The 18194-nt window shown below is 47.3% G+C and carries 17 protein-coding genes; 8 read left to right on the forward strand and 9 right to left on the reverse strand.

Features of this window, described 5'->3' with window-relative positions; translation table 11 throughout:
- Window positions 1–2: 2 nt before the first annotated feature.
- Window positions 3–1259 (reverse strand): PIN domain-containing protein, encoded by a 1257-nt coding sequence (locus MCUP_RS05430; protein WP_013737761.1) that lies wholly within the window; start codon window positions 1257–1259, stop codon window positions 3–5.
- An 89-nt stretch (window positions 1260–1348) separates the two neighbouring features.
- On the opposite strand from MCUP_RS05430, the gene MCUP_RS05435 reads away from it, so the two are divergent.
- The gene (locus tag MCUP_RS05435) at window positions 1349–2053 is read left to right on the forward strand and encodes a class II glutamine amidotransferase domain-containing protein (protein WP_148230909.1); all 705 of its coding nucleotides are present in this window, start codon (window positions 1349–1351) and stop codon (window positions 2051–2053) included.
- A 57-nt stretch (window positions 2054–2110) separates the two neighbouring features.
- On the opposite strand, the gene MCUP_RS05440 is transcribed toward MCUP_RS05435, so the two are convergent.
- From MCUP_RS05440 to MCUP_RS05450, 3 genes are read right to left on the reverse strand one after another with little or no spacing between them, the layout of a single operon-like run.
- Window positions 2111–3073 (reverse strand): energy-coupling factor transporter transmembrane component T family protein, encoded by a 963-nt coding sequence (locus MCUP_RS05440; protein ID WP_013737763.1) that lies wholly within the window; start codon window positions 3071–3073, stop codon window positions 2111–2113.
- A complete protein-coding gene (locus tag MCUP_RS05445; protein WP_048057741.1) occupies window positions 3070–4533 on the reverse strand; it encodes an ABC transporter ATP-binding protein in 1464 nt (487 codons plus the stop codon). The genes MCUP_RS05440 and MCUP_RS05445 overlap by 4 nt, the downstream gene beginning before the upstream one ends.
- Before the next feature lie 17 nt (window positions 4534–4550).
- Window positions 4551–5288 (reverse strand): hypothetical protein, encoded by a 738-nt coding sequence (locus MCUP_RS05450; protein WP_013737765.1) that lies wholly within the window; start codon window positions 5286–5288, stop codon window positions 4551–4553.
- A gap of 604 nt (window positions 5289–5892) precedes the next feature.
- Between MCUP_RS05450 and MCUP_RS05455 the strand changes: the two genes are divergently transcribed.
- Window positions 5893–7227: a dihydrolipoyl dehydrogenase gene (locus MCUP_RS05455; RefSeq protein WP_013737766.1), complete on the forward strand. Its 1335-nt coding sequence runs from the start codon at window positions 5893–5895 to the stop codon at window positions 7225–7227.
- Window positions 7228–7451: 224 nt separating this feature from the next.
- On the opposite strand, the gene MCUP_RS05460 is transcribed toward MCUP_RS05455, so the two are convergent.
- Window positions 7452–7868, reverse strand: a complete 417-nt coding sequence (locus MCUP_RS05460; RefSeq protein ID WP_048057520.1) for a universal stress protein — start codon at window positions 7866–7868, stop codon at window positions 7452–7454.
- Window positions 7869–8058: 190 nt separating this feature from the next.
- Here MCUP_RS05460 and MCUP_RS05465 point away from each other — a divergent pair, with 190 nt between their 5' ends.
- Entirely contained in the window at window positions 8059–9522 is a 1464-nt protein-coding gene (locus MCUP_RS05465) for a class I adenylate-forming enzyme family protein (RefSeq protein WP_013737768.1), read from the forward strand.
- Here MCUP_RS05465 and MCUP_RS05470 read toward each other — a convergent pair.
- A complete protein-coding gene (locus tag MCUP_RS05470; protein ID WP_013737769.1) occupies window positions 9514–9876 on the reverse strand; it encodes an ArsR/SmtB family transcription factor in 363 nt (120 codons plus the stop codon). The two genes, MCUP_RS05465 and MCUP_RS05470, sit on opposite strands and share 9 nt — an antisense overlap.
- 153 nt (window positions 9877–10029) lie before the next feature.
- On the opposite strand from MCUP_RS05470, the gene MCUP_RS05475 reads away from it, so the two are divergent.
- The 4 genes from MCUP_RS05475 to MCUP_RS05490 all read left to right on the forward strand — a co-directional run bounded on the left by MCUP_RS05475 (window position 10030) and on the right by MCUP_RS05490 (window position 13749).
- A complete protein-coding gene (locus MCUP_RS05475; protein WP_013737770.1) occupies window positions 10030–10557 on the forward strand; it encodes a hypothetical protein in 528 nt (175 codons plus the stop codon).
- 25 nt (window positions 10558–10582) lie between these two features.
- On the forward strand, window positions 10583–11116 hold the full coding sequence (locus MCUP_RS05480; protein ID WP_048057521.1) for an ADP-ribose-binding protein: 534 nt from the start codon (window positions 10583–10585) through the stop codon (window positions 11114–11116).
- Window positions 11117–11223: 107 nt separating this feature from the next.
- Window positions 11224–12831 (forward strand): alkaline phosphatase family protein, encoded by a 1608-nt coding sequence (locus MCUP_RS05485; protein WP_013737772.1) that lies wholly within the window; start codon window positions 11224–11226, stop codon window positions 12829–12831.
- An 87-nt stretch (window positions 12832–12918) separates the two neighbouring features.
- Entirely contained in the window at window positions 12919–13749 is an 831-nt protein-coding gene (locus MCUP_RS05490) for an undecaprenyl-diphosphate phosphatase (protein ID WP_013737773.1), read from the forward strand.
- Here the strand turns inward: MCUP_RS05490 and MCUP_RS05495 are convergent.
- Window positions 13746–14783, reverse strand: coding sequence for an encapsulin (locus MCUP_RS05495; RefSeq protein WP_013737774.1), 1038 nt, complete (start codon window positions 14781–14783; stop codon window positions 13746–13748). The two genes, MCUP_RS05490 and MCUP_RS05495, sit on opposite strands and share 4 nt — an antisense overlap.
- Before the next feature lie 303 nt (window positions 14784–15086).
- Here MCUP_RS05495 and MCUP_RS05500 point away from each other — a divergent pair, with 303 nt between their 5' ends.
- Complete coding sequence (locus MCUP_RS05500) at window positions 15087–16175, forward strand: S-methyl-5-thioribose-1-phosphate isomerase (protein ID WP_013737775.1); 1089 nt, start codon at window positions 15087–15089, stop codon at window positions 16173–16175.
- 17 nt (window positions 16176–16192) lie between these two features.
- Here the strand turns inward: MCUP_RS05500 and MCUP_RS05505 are convergent, their stop codons facing one another.
- Together MCUP_RS05505 and MCUP_RS05510 are read right to left on the reverse strand one after the other, a co-directional pair.
- Window positions 16193–17362: a cation:proton antiporter gene (locus MCUP_RS05505; protein WP_013737776.1), complete on the reverse strand. Its 1170-nt coding sequence runs from the start codon at window positions 17360–17362 to the stop codon at window positions 16193–16195.
- 58 nt (window positions 17363–17420) lie between these two features.
- The gene (locus MCUP_RS05510) at window positions 17421–18188 is read right to left on the reverse strand and encodes a mechanosensitive ion channel family protein (RefSeq protein WP_013737777.1); all 768 of its coding nucleotides are present in this window, start codon (window positions 18186–18188) and stop codon (window positions 17421–17423) included.
- Window positions 18189–18194: the final 6 nt, after the last annotated feature.

The raw sequence follows: 18194 nt of genomic DNA on the forward strand, positions 1-18194 counted from the left end.
CTCTAAAAGCTCTGAAGCTTCTCAAGCATGCTGGCGTAGTTGAGGTCCTTCCTCAAAGTGCGAACCTCGGTTAACTTCTCTCCGTTTAAGTCCGGTGGGGTGTACATGACCTCGGCCACGATCTCTCCGTCCAACGTTATCTCCGCCACCCTGTCCTTATTGGGACTGTCTAGGTTCCTAGTGCTCCCGAGACAGTGAAGCAACTCTCCCACGTCCCTCTTACTTTTAACCTTATTACGAAGGATGATGGTTTGGATCGCGTTCCCGTGAGCCTTATTCCCGTTCTCCACGTCAGCCGTTACGAAAACCACCTTATCCTCCACCGACTGCTTCACTCTCTTCAGCTCCTCCACTATCTCTCTGTCCCCATAAGGGGGTCCCTTCTGCTGCATCTTTCCGTCTCCATAACTGGGCACCTTGTCGGGTGGGACCTTGTGTATGTCCCTGTAGCTTTCCAAACCCATTATGAACTTGTAAAGGTTGCGATCCTTACTTCCTCCGTTGACCTTAGCCAAGAGCTCGTTGTACACTGATCTGAGGGGGATGAGCCTCACCCCTCTCTCTGATCTGGTCAATCGCTCAAGCCTAGGTCCTATGTTGATGTAAACGTTAGTGTCAACTAAGATGAGGCTGTCCTTCGCCGCCTCCCTTATCTCGTTCTCCTCCTCGTAAACGATCTCTCCTGCCCTCATCTTGCACAAACTCTCGTACTCGCTGTCGCTGATTAAGGTCTCCACCTTACCTCTCAGCGAGAGTATGTTAATTAGCGCCGTGAGGGACTCGGGAAGCAGTCTGGACCTCTCAGGCGCATCAGAAGTTGGGGGAGGGTCGAAATTTACCCCTCTTCCACTCCTAACGTCAATCACGGATAAATCTTCGAAAGGAACGTAGCCGAACACCTTGTAACCGTAGCTCTCGTTCTTAAGGTAAACGTACCTGAGCTCCTTTGCATTGGAGTAGTAAGCTGAGAGTGCCATGTACTTCCTTCCGGGGGTCAGGTCAAAGACGTCTGACTCGTCCCTAGACATGACGTCCCTCCACTTGGTTATTTCCGGTTCTAATGTGACTTCCTTAACCTGAGGTTTCAGTCCAAGCAGACGTAACGCGTCCAGGAGGTCGTTTTTCCTTCTCTCCATCGACAGGCTCTCGCTCTCCCTGTAGACCGTGATCTCATCAGGTTTGACCCCAGTGAACACTTCAGTTAGGATAGCGTTGACGGTAGTCACGTACTTGTTCGACCCCAAAGTTGAGAGCTTCATGACAATTAATGAGACGAACTCGTTTATTAGGTTTTGGAGTTACTTAAGAGGTCGCATAAGTTTAAATTCAAACTTCCTTAAATAAACTTATGTGCAGGATGATCGCCTACCACGGAGAGGACAGGACCGATCTCAGGTCTCTAGTTGAGTGTCTGGTGAAGGCTGCAGAGGACGATCCTCTTAGTGGAAGCCCTCATGGAGACGGATGGGGTATTGTCGCCCTGACCCAAGACAGGTTGATACACTACAGGAGCGCAAACCCCATATTCGATCCTGCAGAGAGGAGCTACCTGCTCAAGTTGATAGACAGCTTCTCCGGAGAGATGAAGGTTGTAGTTCACGCCAGGAAGGCATCGGACAAGAGGTTGGTATCCTCGATCTATTCTCATCCGTACTTGGAGACAAACGACAGGGAGGTACTCTTCCTGGCTCACAACGGGAGCGTTGACCTATCGCTCTCCAAGGAACTGAACCTCAACGCTGAGTACGTGGTGGACTCCGAACTTATAGCTAAGTTCATATCTCAAAAGGGGATCAATTACGTCTCCTCACTTAAGCGTTGGACGAGGAGCGCCCTTAACCTCATCATCCTCAAGATCGATAGGGGATCTGGATCACCCATGTCGAGATCTCATCTCCTCTACTACAACTACTTCCTTCCTCCTTACAACAAGGTGACTGAGGAGTACTATAAGCTCTACTCAGGAAAGGGGTTCGTCATGTCCTCATCCCTCGTGAAGACTGGCTGTAAGGACGCGAACGAGGTTGAGAGAGATAAGGTAATAGAGATTTAGGGCTTTAAGAGCAGTTTTAAACGTTTCGTCGCGTCCCTTGTCTCTACCCTTAACTCTTCACGACCCCACGTATGGGATTGACCTACCGAAGCCTAGGTAGTTCGCTATGATCGCGAGCGCTAGAAGCCCAACTATCACAGCGAAAGTTACGTAATCCTCCCTGCCGAAACCCAACTCCTTCATCTCGGTTCTCCTGTTGAAAGCCCTGAAACCTCTAGTGTCTGCGGATATGGCCATAGTCTTAGCCCCTCTAAGTAAGTAAACCATCGTAGGTACGATACCCTGCAAACCAGCGTAGAAGAAAAGGAAGGGGTAGAGCACTCTAGGTTTGCCCTCCCCTAGACCTCTCAGGAACTGCATCTTTACGGAGCTGTCCAACAACTCAAATATTTTTGGGACGGTCTTTACGCCAACGAGTAGGGAGAAGGTTATGGCCAAGGGCACCCTCAACTTAGTGAACATCCTGAATATGTCTGAGGTTGTGGTAGTCAATATCAAGAGGAGAGCGGAGGAGAGCACTGCGGTCACCCTAAAACCAATCTGAACTCCGTAAATGAGAGCTTGGAGAGTCAACTCAGGCTGGTATCCCATAGCGAGGAAATAGGAGGGCCAGACCCAGAGGACCTGATAGCTCGACGGGTTCGGGAAAACCATTGAGAGTATTGTGTCTGGAACGTAAGGGGCGACGCTCCAGGTCGAGCCTACTAAGCTCGTAAAGATTAACGCTAGGAGGTATCCGAACTTCTTCAACCCATCCTTCATGGTCAGATAGAGGAGGGACACTGCCAACGTTAGTGTGGCTCCGATCCACCAAATAGTGACAGACGCTACTATCATTACTACAACACCGAAGGCTACCTTAGTGATGGGGTTCAGCCTGTAAAGGAAACCGCTCCCAGTCTCAAACCTGGTTATTTCCTTCAGCCCGGTTAACCTAACCACGCCCAATATCACGGCTACAGGGAGGGCCACCCCGTAAAGTAATATTAACCAGCTCACAACCTCGTGGAAGACGCTCATTTTCTCCCCTCGTACTCTACGGGAGGCATGACTAGCCTGCTCTCGAAAACCTGTTCCGGACTGCCAGAGTATATTATTTTACCTTCCCTCATAACCATGACCCTATCGCAGAACCTATCTACGAAGCGCGAGTCGTGAGTCACTACCAGGAAAGAGACTCCATTTTCCCTCATCTTCTGCAACTCCTCACCCAAACTTCGCCTGTGAAACCAGTCCTGTCCGCTTGTAGGCTCGTCCAACAAAGCCAGCCTCTGTCTCCTCCCTAAGATTGAAGCCAACGCGACTCTCCTCCTCTGTCCGAAGGAGAGGGTGAGAGGGTCGTCCTTCCTCACCTTATCCAGGGAGAACAACCTTATCAGTTGCTCAGGGTCGTCCGATGAGAACTTGATCTCGTCCTCCACCGTCCTCTTGACGAACATCACGTCGAAGCTCTGAGGAAGGTAGGATATGAACCTACCCCTCACGTAATATGGCATCTTCGATATCTCCTTATCCATCATAGTGAGGTGAGCCACGACCTGATATCTGTTATCCAAGATGCCCATGATCGCCTTAAGGAGAGTCGTTTTCCCAGCACCGTTCTTTCCCATGAGGGCGACGATCTCCCTCTCTCTCACCTCAATCTCCGTGTCCACTAGGACTTTCCTGCCTGAGCTCACCTTTACCTTCCCCTTGAGTATCGCCCTACCCGTTGCATTTCTCTTCGACACCGTCCTTCGAACCTCCGGTACCTCCACGCCCGCCCTCATTAGCCTCTCCATCTCCTTAGGAAGTTCCTCCCTCGTGACGTTTAGCGTGACTCTACCGTCCTCGACGAGAATAACCCTATCCACGTAGGGTAGTACCCTCTCTAACTTGTGCTCAACTATTATCATGCTAATTCCGCCCTCCTTAAAGGACCTCAACAGGCTCAATATCTCAGCCGTTCCGTCAGGATCTATGTTTGAAGTAGGCTCGTCCAATATCAACGACTTTGGTTTCAAGGTGAGGACCGATCCCAGGACTACCCTTTGCAACTCACCTCCGGACAGCGTGGACGTCTCTCTTTCCATCAGGTGAGTCACCCCAACTATCTTTGAGGCTTCGTTCACCCTAGACAGGATCTCAACTCTAGGGAAACAGTAGTTCTCCGGAGCGAAGGCTAGCTCGTCCCTAACTATGTGGTGAAAAATTTGCGCTTCAGGGTCCTGCAAAAGGGTTCCTACAAGGTGGGACATCTCGTGGACGGGGGTCTTTCTGGGATCCTTTCCGAAGACCCTGATCTCACCCTCAACCCTAGCTGAGATCATGTGAGGAATGACTCCATTCAAAACGTTCACGAGGGTGGACTTTCCGGAGCCCGACTTGCCCAAGACTAGTACGGACTCTCCTTCGTCAATTGCTAGCTCCTCTACCTCGAGTGAAGGTCGCGTCCTCCCTAGGTAGGTGACCCTTAGGTTACTCACCTCCACGAATTTCACTGGCCTCACCTCTCATCTCACTGTCCCACAGCCTTAGCTATCCTAACTGCTAGGATCGCCCCTATAGCTCCTATTATAACGTCTCCGGGAATGAAGGCCACGAGATTAAACAATATGTGAGACCAATTAACGTAGGACCCGTAAATGAAGGGTGAGAAGAACGCGCTGTAAAATATGGGATCTGGGATAGACCAGGAGAACCCTAGGACTGCTCCCTGAATTAAGGCTAGGACGGTCGAGAGCCTAGTTGCGGTAGCGCTACCTGTCCCTCCACCCGTCAACTCCTTCCCAATGTTGAAGATGTGACCTCCAGTGGCAGCTATCATCAAGTCTACGAAGAGACCGTAAGTTAAAGTCTCGTAAATGAAGAACATAGGTTCCCCTCCGAAACCGTAATGAAATATATCACTCAATAAAGAGAAAATAAACAAAGTTAGCATACCAGTACCCACTTTCCTAACAAGAGCAGCTACTATTAAAACAATTACAAATCTCCCCCAAAAACCTACGCTAACGAAGGGGGTGCTCGGGATGAACCTCCCTATGAAGCTCCCGATGTAAAACTCCCAAACGACTGAAAAAGCTCCTGCTATCCCAATGTAAACTAGGTCTACTGTAGTGAAGGCCTTCAATCCTCCCGTCTTCTTACCAAAGTAGAGAGCTAATAGAACTGCACCTATGAAGTAGATTAGAATTATCTCCCAGGGTATCTGTCCTGGTACGTTTACCTCTGCTTTTATACCGTTGAAGCCCATAATATCTCAATATTCCAAAACTCACAATACATAATAAGTATGAGGTATATAGTTTAAATAGAGATACATAGTAATAAATAGTCATTATTTAATATATATATTCACATGCACTTAAATATGTAGAGAATGAATCCCCCTTTAAACCGCTTTGAACCTGTGACCGTGAGACGTCCTCATCCCGTTAGCTTTAGTCTCAAAGAATCCATTCTAATTTCGAACTCAGCTATCGTTATTTCGAATTAAAATCGTATAAAGTTATTTTTTATTTAAGTAAATATTACGGGCTTTAGACTTGATTATTTCCGTTTCATCTATTGTAATGGACGAAAACCGAACCAATTCCTTTTAGCTCATGAAGGTTCGTTTGAACCCCTCTGATAGCTTCCCGTGAAGGGTTAAAGGCGTAACTGTGGCTTTAGGGTGTGAGTTACTTTTCGTTTTGTTCGTAACAATCGTTGGGGCTCCACTTTGGAGAACTATTTAAAATCGAACTGCGAAGGAGCATTTAAACGGAGATCAAAAGGGATCAGAGAGTCTTTAGCTTAAACACGCTCACGTTGAGACCTTTCTAAACTTTTATATTATGTTTCAACGTTCTAATATCATGGATTTCGATGTCGTCGTTATAGGCGCAGGAGGAGGAGGTTATCCCGGGGCCTTCAGGTTAGCTAAGTCAGGTTATAACGTGTTGATGGTAGACCCCAAGGGAGTGCTCGGAGGAAACTGTCTCTATAGCGGATGCGTCCCCTCTAAGACAGTTAGGGAGTTAGCCCACACGATTTACAGGATCAAGAACGTGCTTGGCCAGGAAGTGAAGGTAGACTTCAAGGAAATCCAGAGACAAAAGGATAGGGTCCAAGAGATCAGGTTCAAACAACACGAAAGGGAGCTCTCCGAGCACGGAGGAGTAACCTTCATGAAGGGTATCGCAAGGATAAGGGACCCCAAGAACGTAATAGTTGACGTTGATGGGAAGGAAGTTGAGGTGAGAGCTAAGTACGTTCTGATAGCTAGCGGAAGCGAACCTGTAAAACCTAAGTTTCCCGGATCGGAGTACTGCATAACGAGCGACGATTTGTTTGAGTACAAGAGCAAGGTTTCTGACCTCCCCCAGGACATGGTAATAGTGGGTGGAGGTTACATAGCGATTGAGGTCGCATCGGTCTTCTCCAAGCTTGGGGTGAAGACTCACCTCTTAGTGAGAGGCGATAGGGTCCTCAAGGGTTTCCCAGAGCAGATGGTGAAGACGTTACTATCGTCCTTAAAGCTGGACATAATGTACAACTCGCCCCTATTCGAAGTAAAGAAAGTTGGCTCCGAATACGAGGTTATCTTCGGAAGTGGAGGGGTGAAGAGAAGCCTCAGGACGAATCTAGTCATGTTAGCTACAGGGAGGAAAGCTGTGATACCTAAGGGGAGTGAGGGATTGACCAACGAGAAGGGTTACATTAAGACTGACGAAGCGATGAGGACCAGTCTACAGAACGTTTTCGCGGCAGGCGACGTTAACGGCTTAGCCCCCTACTTTCACGCTGCGGTTAGGATGAGCTTGGCCGCAGCTTATAACATAATGGCTAACGGAGAGCCTATTGATTACGTTGACGTTAGGAGCGTACCCGTAACGCTCTACTCGATACCTTCAGCCTCTTACGTGGGAAACGTAAACCCCAGTGACGCAATTGAGGTGACCTACAATATGGAAGATGAGGTCATGTCTCAGATGTATAACGAAATGGATGGTGTGCTTAAGCTCTTCTTCGAAAGGGGGAGCTTAAGGCTATTAGGAGGATGGATGGTGGGAGTTCACTCTCAATATTTAATAAACGAGATAGGACAGGCTGTCGCTCACGGGCTGACAGCTAGGCAACTGGCTGAGTTCGCCGATCAACACCCCTCAACGAACGAGATAGTGAGCTACGCGGCCAGAAAGGTTCTGTAGCTAAGGTGAGCCCAAAGGGTTTTTAAGATTAAAAACTTTTTAAACATCAAAGCGGTTAAGGTGATGGAGAACTCAAGGCTTGACGTGAGATGAGATATAGGTAGCACAGTCCCAAAAAGACGTTTGGGCTTTTAGAGATCGCATAAGGAAAACTAGAAAGATCGCTTGAGCTATCTCATGATGTGAGCTAAACGCTATGAGAGCGTTGCGTTAAATGATTTCACTCACTTAACTACGAGCACCGGCTTCTTTGTCCTCTCAGCCACGGCTGAGCTAACGCTCCCCAAAATAAGCTTTTTGAATCCCTTATGACCCCTTGTTCCCAAGACTATGAGGTCAACGTCCTCCTCCTCAGCGAACTTAGTGATCACCTCCTCCGGAGGTCCAGTTGCGACCTTGTACTCAATGCTTATCCCAGACTCTATAGCCATCCTCTTGATCTCCTCGGTGTGTAAAGATATTACCTCCCTCTTCTTCCTTAAGTCCTCCTTGTAGTAAGCCTCTATGACGTACTCTCCAGGATCTAACGCCTCAACTACCACTACCTTCGACGAGTGATGTTTGGCCAACTCGATTGCGTGATGCAGGGCCCTCTTAGAGTGGTTTGACCCATCGTAACCAACTAATAATTTTCTATACAGCTTTGATCACTGCTAAATATAATGATTTGCAACAACTTAAACTTTTTGTTTTAAAGTGTTCAGAGTAGATAAAGATATAATGGAAAATTTTTATATAACATATCAAGTTAAATATAAAATAAAAGAACTTTGCGTTATCTGATCAATGATTCTGTGACACGCTTAATAATCCAAAATTTAAAAGCTTAATATGTACGTTTCGGGGCAGTTCCTCCCAGAGCTTCTCAAACCTGAAACCATGATCGACCTCATCGAGAGGGCTAAGCCTGAGAACGTGGCGATCGAGTACTTTGGAACGAACGTGACTTACTCTAAACTATGGGAGATGGCTAGGAGCGTCTCAAACCAGTTGCCGATTGAGAAAGGGGATGTGGTAATGGTCTCCACTCAAAACGTACCCCAGTTCCTCATCTTGGAGCTCTCCATTTGGAGTAAAGGAGGGGTAGTCCTCCCCGTCAATCCGTCCTACTCTGAGACGGAGTTAACTTTCCTTGCTAGGGACTCTAATGCTAAGCTTGCTATCCTATCTTGCGAATCGAACTCACCTGTAGGTCTGAACGTGATTAGGACGAACCCGCAAACCTTTGGCACGATAGAGTGGAAAGTGAAAGAGTGCGAGGACGAGCTAGACTACTCGGGCGAAGGTGGCGAGGTGAGCAGACCTTCTCCCAATGACGTTGCCGTCCTTATGTACACTTCAGGAACTACTGGGAGACCTAAGGGAGTACCGATCACTCACGCTAACCTCTACTCCTCCTCGTTAATTTACAACAGGTGGTTTAAGTTCACAGAGGAGGATAGAGTGTTGGGAGTCTCTCCTTTCTTTCACATCACTGGACAGGTGTTTCACCTAACGTCATCAATTATGGCGAACTCAACCGTAGTTATGACCTATAGGTTCGATCCGAACTCAGCCTTAAGGTCAATCGAGGAGAGCAAAACCACAGTAACGATGATCGTAGCCACCGCTTACAGGGCCATGTTGAAGGCCTACTCGGGTCAAGATCTCTCGTCCATGAGGTTGTGGTCCTCTGGAGGGATGCCTGTCCACAGGTCTTTAGAAGAGCAGTGGAGAGCTAGGTTCGGAACTTGGATATACGTAGCCTGGGGACTAACCGAAACGACCTCCCCGGCAACTCTTTGGCCCTACCCCTACGACGGTAAACTTCCGGGGGACGAGATCGTGAGCTCAGGGATACCAGTTTATAACACCGAAATAAGGGTTGAGGACGAACTGCTGGTCAGAGGACCGCAAGTGGTGAAAGGTTACCTCAACTCGGAACCCTTTAAGGACGGGTGGCTTCCCACAGGAGACGTAGGTGAGGTGAGGAACGGATGGGTGTACGTGTTGGATAGGAAAAAGGACGTCATCGTAACTTCTGGGTTCAAGGTCATGCCCAGAGAGGTGGAGGAGGTCCTCCTTCTTCACCCCGCGATAGAGGACGCTGCTGTAGTTGGTGCTCCGGACGAGTACAGAGGGGAGTCAGTTATCGCGTATGTCAAGTTGAAAGAGGGGTTTAAGACGAACGTGGAGGAGATAATAGGTTTCTGCAGAACTAAGCTAGCTCCTTACAAGGTACCTAGAGAGATAAGATTTGTAAATGAGATCCCGAGGACTGACACAGGGAAGACCTTGAGGAGAGCGTTAAAGTGACCTCATGAGGTCCCTTTCCTCCCTCTCCTTTATATCCTCCTTAACTATGTCGCAGGCCAATATCTGCTTGCTGTGCTTACTGACGTGAGATATAGCTTGATCTAATATGGCCTTAACGTCGTTAGTGACCGAGTAGATCGAGTTCTTCCCCCTTTTCTTAACCTCAACCACCCCGCAGTTCCTTAGACAAGCTAGGTGGTGCGAGATCAGCGATTGGGACTTATTTAGGGAAAGTGAGATCTCTTGAACTGAGGCCTCCCTTTCCAAAAGGAGGAGGACGATCTCCAGGCGAGTGTAGTCAGACAGCGCCGAGAACAAGGATTCGAGCTCAAGTATAAGCGGTTTGTTTTCCATACATTAAAATCCCCCTTTAAGGTTAAAAGCGTATTAGGGTTCACTTAGCGTGAAGTGAAACGTCCTCACTTACGTTAAACCCTCACGGTTCGGGTGAAACGTGTAAACCACTGTTTAACCTTACTTTATTTCCTTTTAAAGAGACATATCATTATGGACTCCAAGTTCCTGTTCAAAGGTAATCTCGTTAGCTTGATAGCGTCCTTAATAATCCTAGCAGGACTTGTACTTCTGGAGATAAACGGTATATCTTTCGCCTTGTCTGGAACCTTCCTAGCGATTATGACCGTGGTGTGGATACTAGCGATACCGTCACTCGTGTCATATCACAGGAGCAAGCTGGAGAGAAGGTGGATCCTTGACTTCTTCGGGATCGCTGCAATGGTTATAACTCTCGTCGGTCTTATCTTAGCTTACCAACGCTCCTTCCTCGGAGTTGAGATCATAGTCCTAGGATACACGCTAGAACCTATCGCTGGGATATCAATCTACCTCACGGCCAACAAGATATCTAAGCTCTACTCCTCCCTCTTCTTCTGGGGAGCGGTGGTCTTCACGTTCGGGTTACCTCTCTACTTTTTCAATTTAGGGGATATATCCATATTTGGGGACGTCGTAAAGATGGTCGGCATAGTGATGTTGATGAGGTCGTACTTACTGAGCAACCTAACGAAACGTTAATATTTTTTCGTATCGATCTCTCCTCGTGAAAACGTACAACCTAGGCTATTACGTAAATTTGATTCAAGGTGACATAACCGAGGTGGAGGCCGACGCCATAGTGAACGCCGCAAACTCTTATCTCTCCCACGGAGGAGGGGTTGCCCTGGCGATAGTGAGGAAAGGAGGTCACGTCATTCAAAGGGAGAGCGATGAGTACGTAAGGAGGCATGGTCCGGTTCCGACGGGGGAGGTCGCGGTGACCTCGGCGGGTTCGTTGAGGGCAAGGTACGTCATTCACGCTGTGGGACCTAGGTTCGGAGAGGAAGGGGAGGATAAGCTAGCCTCCGCCATTCGTAGATCTCTAGAGAAGGGGGAGGAGTTGGGGCTCCACTCTATAGCCCTACCTGCAATATCAACCGGGATATACGGATTCCCTTTAGAGGTTTGCGCTGAGGTCATGGCGTCCACGTTCCTCGATTTCAAGCCCAGGAGCATAAGGAAGGTATTCGTGGTCCTCTATTCGAAGGAGGCGTACGAAAAGTTCCTCAACGTCTTCAACAAGAGGCTGACCCTTTGAGCTGTGACCCTAAAGCAGATCATGTTTTAATATAGAGTCTATATAGTTTATAAAAATTATATTGAGAATTCTTAAAAATTATATTCTAAGAGTTTGTCAGAGCAAAAATGAACTTAAAGGCTTTGTTAGTTTCGTTCCTTTTCATCCTCTCCGTCCTATCCACGGTTCAGCTTAGCGCTGAGAGCTCAAACACTGCCACCCCTATAAAGCACGTAGTGATCCTAATGCTTGAGAATCACGCTTTCGACAGCTTGTTCGGAACCTACCCGTTCGGTTACCCTGTAATAGAGAACAACATCACCTTATCCTTAATGAGGCCTGTAAACTACATCTACAACGTTTCACTTCTTCAAGAGCTCATTAACGATAGGGGGAACGTCTCGTGGATCTCACTACCTGACGGAAATGGAGTCCTCCATCCCTATTACGCTAACTCCACGGTGCTAAAGGACCCAGTTGAGGGTTACGTCAACTATCATGAGGATTGGAACTGGGGGAAGATGAACGGGTTCGTTAACGGCTCCGGTCCACAGTCCTTGGCTTACGTTTCTTACGAGCAAGTGCCTGTCCTATGGGACTACGCTGAGGAATACGTGCTTTTCGATAACTACTTCTCCGCCACGCTTAGCGTAACCGTACCTAACAGGATAGCTATGATCACGGGTTACCCAACTCAAGTGGAGAGCGACTCACCGCAATTCAACGAGATACCTTACAACTCCTCGATCTTGTACCAGCTTTCCAAGTACAACGTGAGTTGGGACTGGTACGAGTACGGTTACTCAAGAGACTTTCAACTGATCTCTCCTGATCTATACCTAGGGTACAACAACACGGCTCCGTTACCTGTGAGCTTATTGACTAACTCCTCTCAGTGGAACTCTCACTATCTAGATCTTACTGACTTCATAGATTCTGCAGAGAGAGGGGACCTGCCTTCGGTTTCTTTCGTAATGTTCACCGGTCCTGCCGGTTACGATACTCACGTCCCTGGGCTTGACATGCACCCTCCTTTCAACACCACGATCTCTATGATTGCGCTAACCAAGGTGATTAACGCCGTGATGACGGGGCCAGATTGGAACTCGACGGTTATATTCATCACCTTTGATGAAGGTGGAGGATATTTCGATCAGGTAATCCCTCCAATAGTTTACGGCTACGGGTTGGCCAACGCTCCTACCATCTCTAAGGTCATGCCGGGTTACTTCACGTTAGGTCAGAGGATACCCACTATCTTGATCTCTCCATACGCTAAGGAAGGTTTCGTAGATAACTACACCTCTTCGGACTACTCAATCCTCGCGTTCATAGATTACAACTGGAGGTTGCCTTATCTTAACCCTATAGTTGAAGAGTTTGGAGCGAACTCCATTATCAACGCGTTCAACTTCACCAAGCCTAGGGCACCCATAATCCTAACCCCTGAGAATTGGACCTATCCTCTTAAGCTGCAATACCCCATTCATTACGGATACGTGGCTACAGTAAACAATAACTACACTATTTACAATGAAATCTATAAGGTTAAAGGGTTAGGCGAGTTCACCCTCCCTTCATATTTCGTTCAGGCTAACGCCTACTCCGGCGAGGCGAGCGGATCGATTTCATCTCCCAGTGAGGCGGGCGGATCGGGTTCGTTTAGCCTACTCTTGCTAATTCCGATACTTGTAGTGATAATAGCGGTGGGGATCTACCTGGAGAGGAGAAGGTAAAGTCGTTTTAGTCATATATATAACTCTATATAATCTATTTAATCTATTTAGGATACCTTTTTCTAAGAGACGTAGTTATAACCCCCTATGGATTACCTTATCTTAGGAATAATATTGGGCGTAGTTCAGGGGATAAGTGAGTGGCTCCCGATAAGTAGCAAAACTCAAATCTTGATAGTCTCGACTTTCCTCCTCGGTATACCGTTCAGTATAGCTTACTCTTTCGGACTCTTCATGGAAATAGGGACGATATTCGCTGCGATCGTTTACTTTAGGAAAGTCATATGGGGAATACTTAAGGCGTTGATCGGGAAAGGAACTAAAGAGGACCTCCTCCTTTTGAAGGCTTTGGTCGTTATCACCGTGATAACTGGTCTCATAGGGGTTCCGATATTCGTTGCCGTCGAGAGGCTAGTTAACTCCCCAGCCTTAGGGATCCCAATGGCGATGCTCGGCCTTGTGTTGATAGCTGACGCTGTAGTTATCTACTTCTCAAGGAGGGGAAGACCTCAAAGGGAGTTGAGGGACATAACGCTAAAGGACATGATCATAGTTGGGATAGCTCAGGGGTTGGCTGCCCTACCGGGTGTGAGCAGATCAGGGATGACAACTTCGTCCCTTCTCCTACTAGGGGTAAAGCCTGACGACTCGTTCAAGCTCTCTTTCCTCTCTTTGATCCCTGCGGCCCTAGGAGCGATAGCTGTGACGATACTCTTCAGCAAAAGTGAGGTTATACAGGCCCTCCACTTGATCGATTTAGGCGGGTTGATAACCTCGATTGCCGTAGCGACGTTAATTAGTCTATTGCTGATTGATGGGCTCTTAAAGTTCGCTAAAAGTAAGAGGATACTAACGCTGATCTTGACTTTAGGACTGCTGGCCGTTTTGAGCGGAGCGTTGACCGCTATCTTCGGTTAACTCCTTATTACGCAAGCTGCTGACTTGTCAACCAATCTAGGGGCCAACTGCTCAGACAATAAGTAGACATGGTAGTTCCTTTCCTTACCGATATGCTCTATACTCAGAGATGTGTTCACCACGATTTCGAATCCTCTCTTGCTCAGGAGCACGATCTCCCTATCGCCCACTGCGTTCGTTGCTATAACTTTGCCTATCTCTTTTATCATCTCTATCTCGTAAGTACCTGTCCTATCGACCACCCTGAACGTCTTAGAGAACGTTGATGGAGACATCAAGATCGAAATATCCTTTTCGAACCCCCCGCTTGCGAGGACCTCGTAACCTCTTACAACGTCGTTCAAAACGTTCCCCGGCTGTGACCAGTCCACTCCGGTTATCTCAGTTCCTAACTTATATATGGAAAACGGATGGCCTTTTAACAGTAGGTTGTTTTCAAGGTCGGTGAAAGTCTTACCGGCAATGGTCGCCACCCTTCGCATCTCAGATAAATGGCCAGAATTAAACTTGACCTCTAGAGATACGTAAGGAATTTCGGCTGTGCTCAAGACCTTGGTTTGGACAACGCTCTCTCCAATTGAGACTTCAGATAAGGAGATGGTGGTGGAGCTTGAGCTAACTATGCTGCCTAACTCAAATACAACTCGGTTCGAATTGACGCTTTCCATCAGCGGTCCTATGGGATCCCAATCCCAACCTGAATACTCAACTAACTTGAGAGGGGTCGGGAGTCCAAGCGTTAAGTTCTTATGAGTTCTTTCACGTGATCCATACTCTTCCCTCAAGTTTATCTCAATTTGATTTGAGTCCCGTGAGAGTTTACCGAGCGTCCTTAAGAGCTCTTCAAGTTGAGTTATCTTCTCTCGGGTTATCTTATCATGAATCCTCTTCAGCTGGGGATCCTTAATGAGTTCGTTTTGCTGTAAGTGAGAATTTAACGTTTCCACCTCAGTAGCTAGAACGTTACCTATTGCCTTCATCTTTTCATCCCGATCTAACTCCTCCTCTGTAGTTGAGGGATCTTTTGACGACATAAGTAGGAAAGCCCCTCTCTATTATTAAAGTTACCTAGTTTGAAACAACTTCAATATTAAACTTAAGCTTTTCACTTTTTAGATATTTGAGAAGGTTTAATTTCACGTTCAATGTCTTAAACGAACGGCTGGTCACCTGAGCGTGCTAGCGTTCAACTTAAGCTTTTCACTTTTTAGATATTTGAGAAGGTTTAATTTCACGTTCAATGTCGTGAAAACGTCTAAATACACGGAAGGAACGCATCAACGTTCGTCTAGACGCTTGTAAGTTAACCTTTTTATCGTCAGTAAGAGCTCTATGATATGAAGCCCTCCGTTAAGGACCTCAAGGAGATCTTCAAGCCTAAACTCAAGCCCATAATTTGGAACGAAGAGGGTAAGCTAACTCTTCTCGATCAGTCAGCCCTGCCGTTCGAGACGGCTTTCGTTACCTTAAGCTCACCTGATGAGGTGGCAGCTGCTATAAGGACCATGAAGGTTAGAGGCGCTCCAGCTATCGGGATAACCGCATCCTTCGCCATGGTCTTAGCGATAAAGAACGAGAGTAACTTAAACCAGGCGTTAGTTGCTTTGAGCAGAGCCAAACCCATCCTGGATAACGCCAGGCCGACCGCCGTTAACTTGAGTTGGGCCACTTCTCACATGCTCTCCACAGCGAGAGCTCTCGTGGAGAAGGGGGAAGTAAGGAACACGAGGGAATTATGGAGCTCCCTAGAGGCTGAGGCTAAGAGGATATACAATGAGGAGCTAGAAGCTGAGCTTCAGATGGGACTGTACGGGTTAGATAAGATAAGTGATGGGGATACGGTTTTAACTCAATGCAACGCTGGAGGGTTAGCTACGGGAACCGGTTTGGGTACAGCTTTGGCTCCAGTTAAGATAGCTCACGCTTTAGGTATAAAAGTCTCAGTAATAGCTCCTGAAACTAGGCCTTGGCTTCAAGGGAGCAGGCTAACCGTATACGAGCTAATGACGGATGGGGTACCGGTTACTTTGATATCCGACACGGCTGTCGGGTTAGTCATGTACCAAAGGATGGTTAACAGCGTGATGGTAGGAGCTGACAGGATATTACAGGACGGACACGTTTACAACAAGATAGGGACTTTCAAGGAGGCCGTCATAGCTCACGAGTTGGGAATACCCTTCTACGTTTTGGCCCCCGTCACGACGTTTGACTTGAAAAGCAGGGCCGAAGACGTGATCATTGAGGAGAGGGACCCCAACGAGGTCAGAACAGTGAGGGGGGTCCCTATAGCCCCTGAAGGAGTTAACGTCTACAACCCCGTCTTTGACGTAACGCCTCCTAAGTACGTTACTGCCCTGATAACGGAAAAAGGGGTTATCTACCCTCCCTTCGAGAAGAACGTAAGGAAAGTAATTGAAAGATGAAACTAAGTGAGGTACAGTCAGTTAAGGTTTACCCTCTTCGTTAGGTACTTGAACGCTACGCTTCCTATCAAAGTGGTGAGTATTGCCATGAAAACGAGACTTCCGAACTCCTCATTGTTGATCACGCCCATCGATATGCCTATGGACGCTATGACCAAACCGGTCTCTCCTCTAGGGGTCATCCCTATCGCAACGAAGTTGGCCTTCTTGAAGTCCTTAAACTTGGCGTAGGCGAACGGGAAGACTCCTAACCACTTGAAGATGAAGGCTATTGCGGTCAGCTCCAGTGACAGCAAAAGGACCCCCACGTTGAGCTCATGAAGGTTTACCTCAGCCCCGACAGTTACGAAGAATATAGAACCGAAAACTCCTAACAGAACGTTATTTATTTCCTTTATCTTCTCAGTCTTGTAACTCTCCGCAAAGGCCACTCCAGCAACGAACGCCGCTATAATTGGCGCGTAACCTAACGAGATCATCAACAGGACCAACCCGAAGAGAACCACGAACGAGAACTCTATCAGATAGTTCTCGCTTACTCTGTTTGATATCCTAGGGACAAAGTAAAGTGAAGCCAACAGGATTATAACCCAGATTAGAACTAAAGTAGCTATCTTAAACCCAAACTGAAATAAAGTAAGCTTTTCCCCTTGAACTACGGTCAAAACGGTCGAAAGCAAAAGGAAGTCTACAACGTCGTCCACAGCTGCAGACGAGAAGAGGAAATCTATTGGCCCTCCCTTAAGCTTCTCCGTCTCGATAATCGAGATCAAGGCAGCGAGGCTGGTGGCACCTAAAGAAGTACCTATAAAAAGAGCTGAGCTCTCACCTAGGCTTTTAGAGTAGATCATGTACCCGGCGAAAAAGGGGAAGAGAGCGCCTAACGTAGCTCCCAAGAAGCCAAAGAGCCCAGAAGACTTTATCGGGGCGATCCCGTGCTCCATTCCTGACGTGAAGATTAAAAGAAGTATTGAAAATTCGGCAATGAAGATGACGAAGTCGTTCAATCCGATTAATGAGTAACCTAGAACTGGGTTTATTACCAGAGCTAAGAAACTTACTAAGATCCCTACGAGGATCTCTCCCACTAATTGAGGGAGGTTATACCTAGACAGGAACGCTCTAACTACTTCCGCCAACAGGATGAAGAGGGATATGTTGAAGAGCGCAACGTATATCTCATTCATGATTCTGTAAAACTTATTTTATCTTAAAAGTTCGATTTAGGAACGTTTAGAAATTAAATTAAGTTTTAGGTTGGGACTCAAGGATAAGCTTCTTATACGCGTACTTAACGTTGATCTCCTTCAACGCCTCATCTATGAGCTTAGGCATGTTACTGAATAAATCGAACCAGGTGTTTTGAGAGGTCCAGGCTCTCGCCTCCAACGTCACACCGTTTTCAGAGAACGATACTGGGAAAACGACTACCTTTGGCTCAACCAAGACGAACCACTGTTGGTTAAGCTTATCTGTCACAGATTGGACTACCTTAGTAATGTCATTCTCTTGAAAGACAGTGAACTGCACTCTAACTAACCTCACGATAGATCTAGAGAAGTTAGTCAATAGTGACGTAAACACTAGGTTGTTAGGAACCCTGATGAACTGTCCCTCCCATGTATATATCGTAGTTGACATTATTCCTATGTCCGTGACCAACCCCACATTATCTTGATACCTTATCCAGTCACCGACTTTGAACGGTCTCTCTACGGCTATGAGTAAGCCTGCGAAGAAGTTTGAGAGCGTGCTTTGGAGCGCTAAACCTAAGATTATGCTCACCACTCCACCCGCTATCAACAGGCTCGTCACGTCTATCCCAGCAATCCCCACTGCGGTGGCTAGGCCTATTGCGATCACAATGTAGTATATTGCCTTACTTATGCTCTGAGTGGTGTGAGCTGGTAGCTCTCCGTGAAGTCTTCTCCTAACTAGCACGGATAGGACCCTAGCGATCAGTATAGAGGAGATCACTATAACAAGGGCTTCTAGATAAAGTAGGTAGTTCACTGATCT

This window comes from Metallosphaera cuprina Ar-4 (genome assembly GCF_000204925.1).
Classification (GTDB): domain Archaea; phylum Thermoproteota; class Thermoprotei_A; order Sulfolobales; family Sulfolobaceae; genus Metallosphaera; species Metallosphaera cuprina.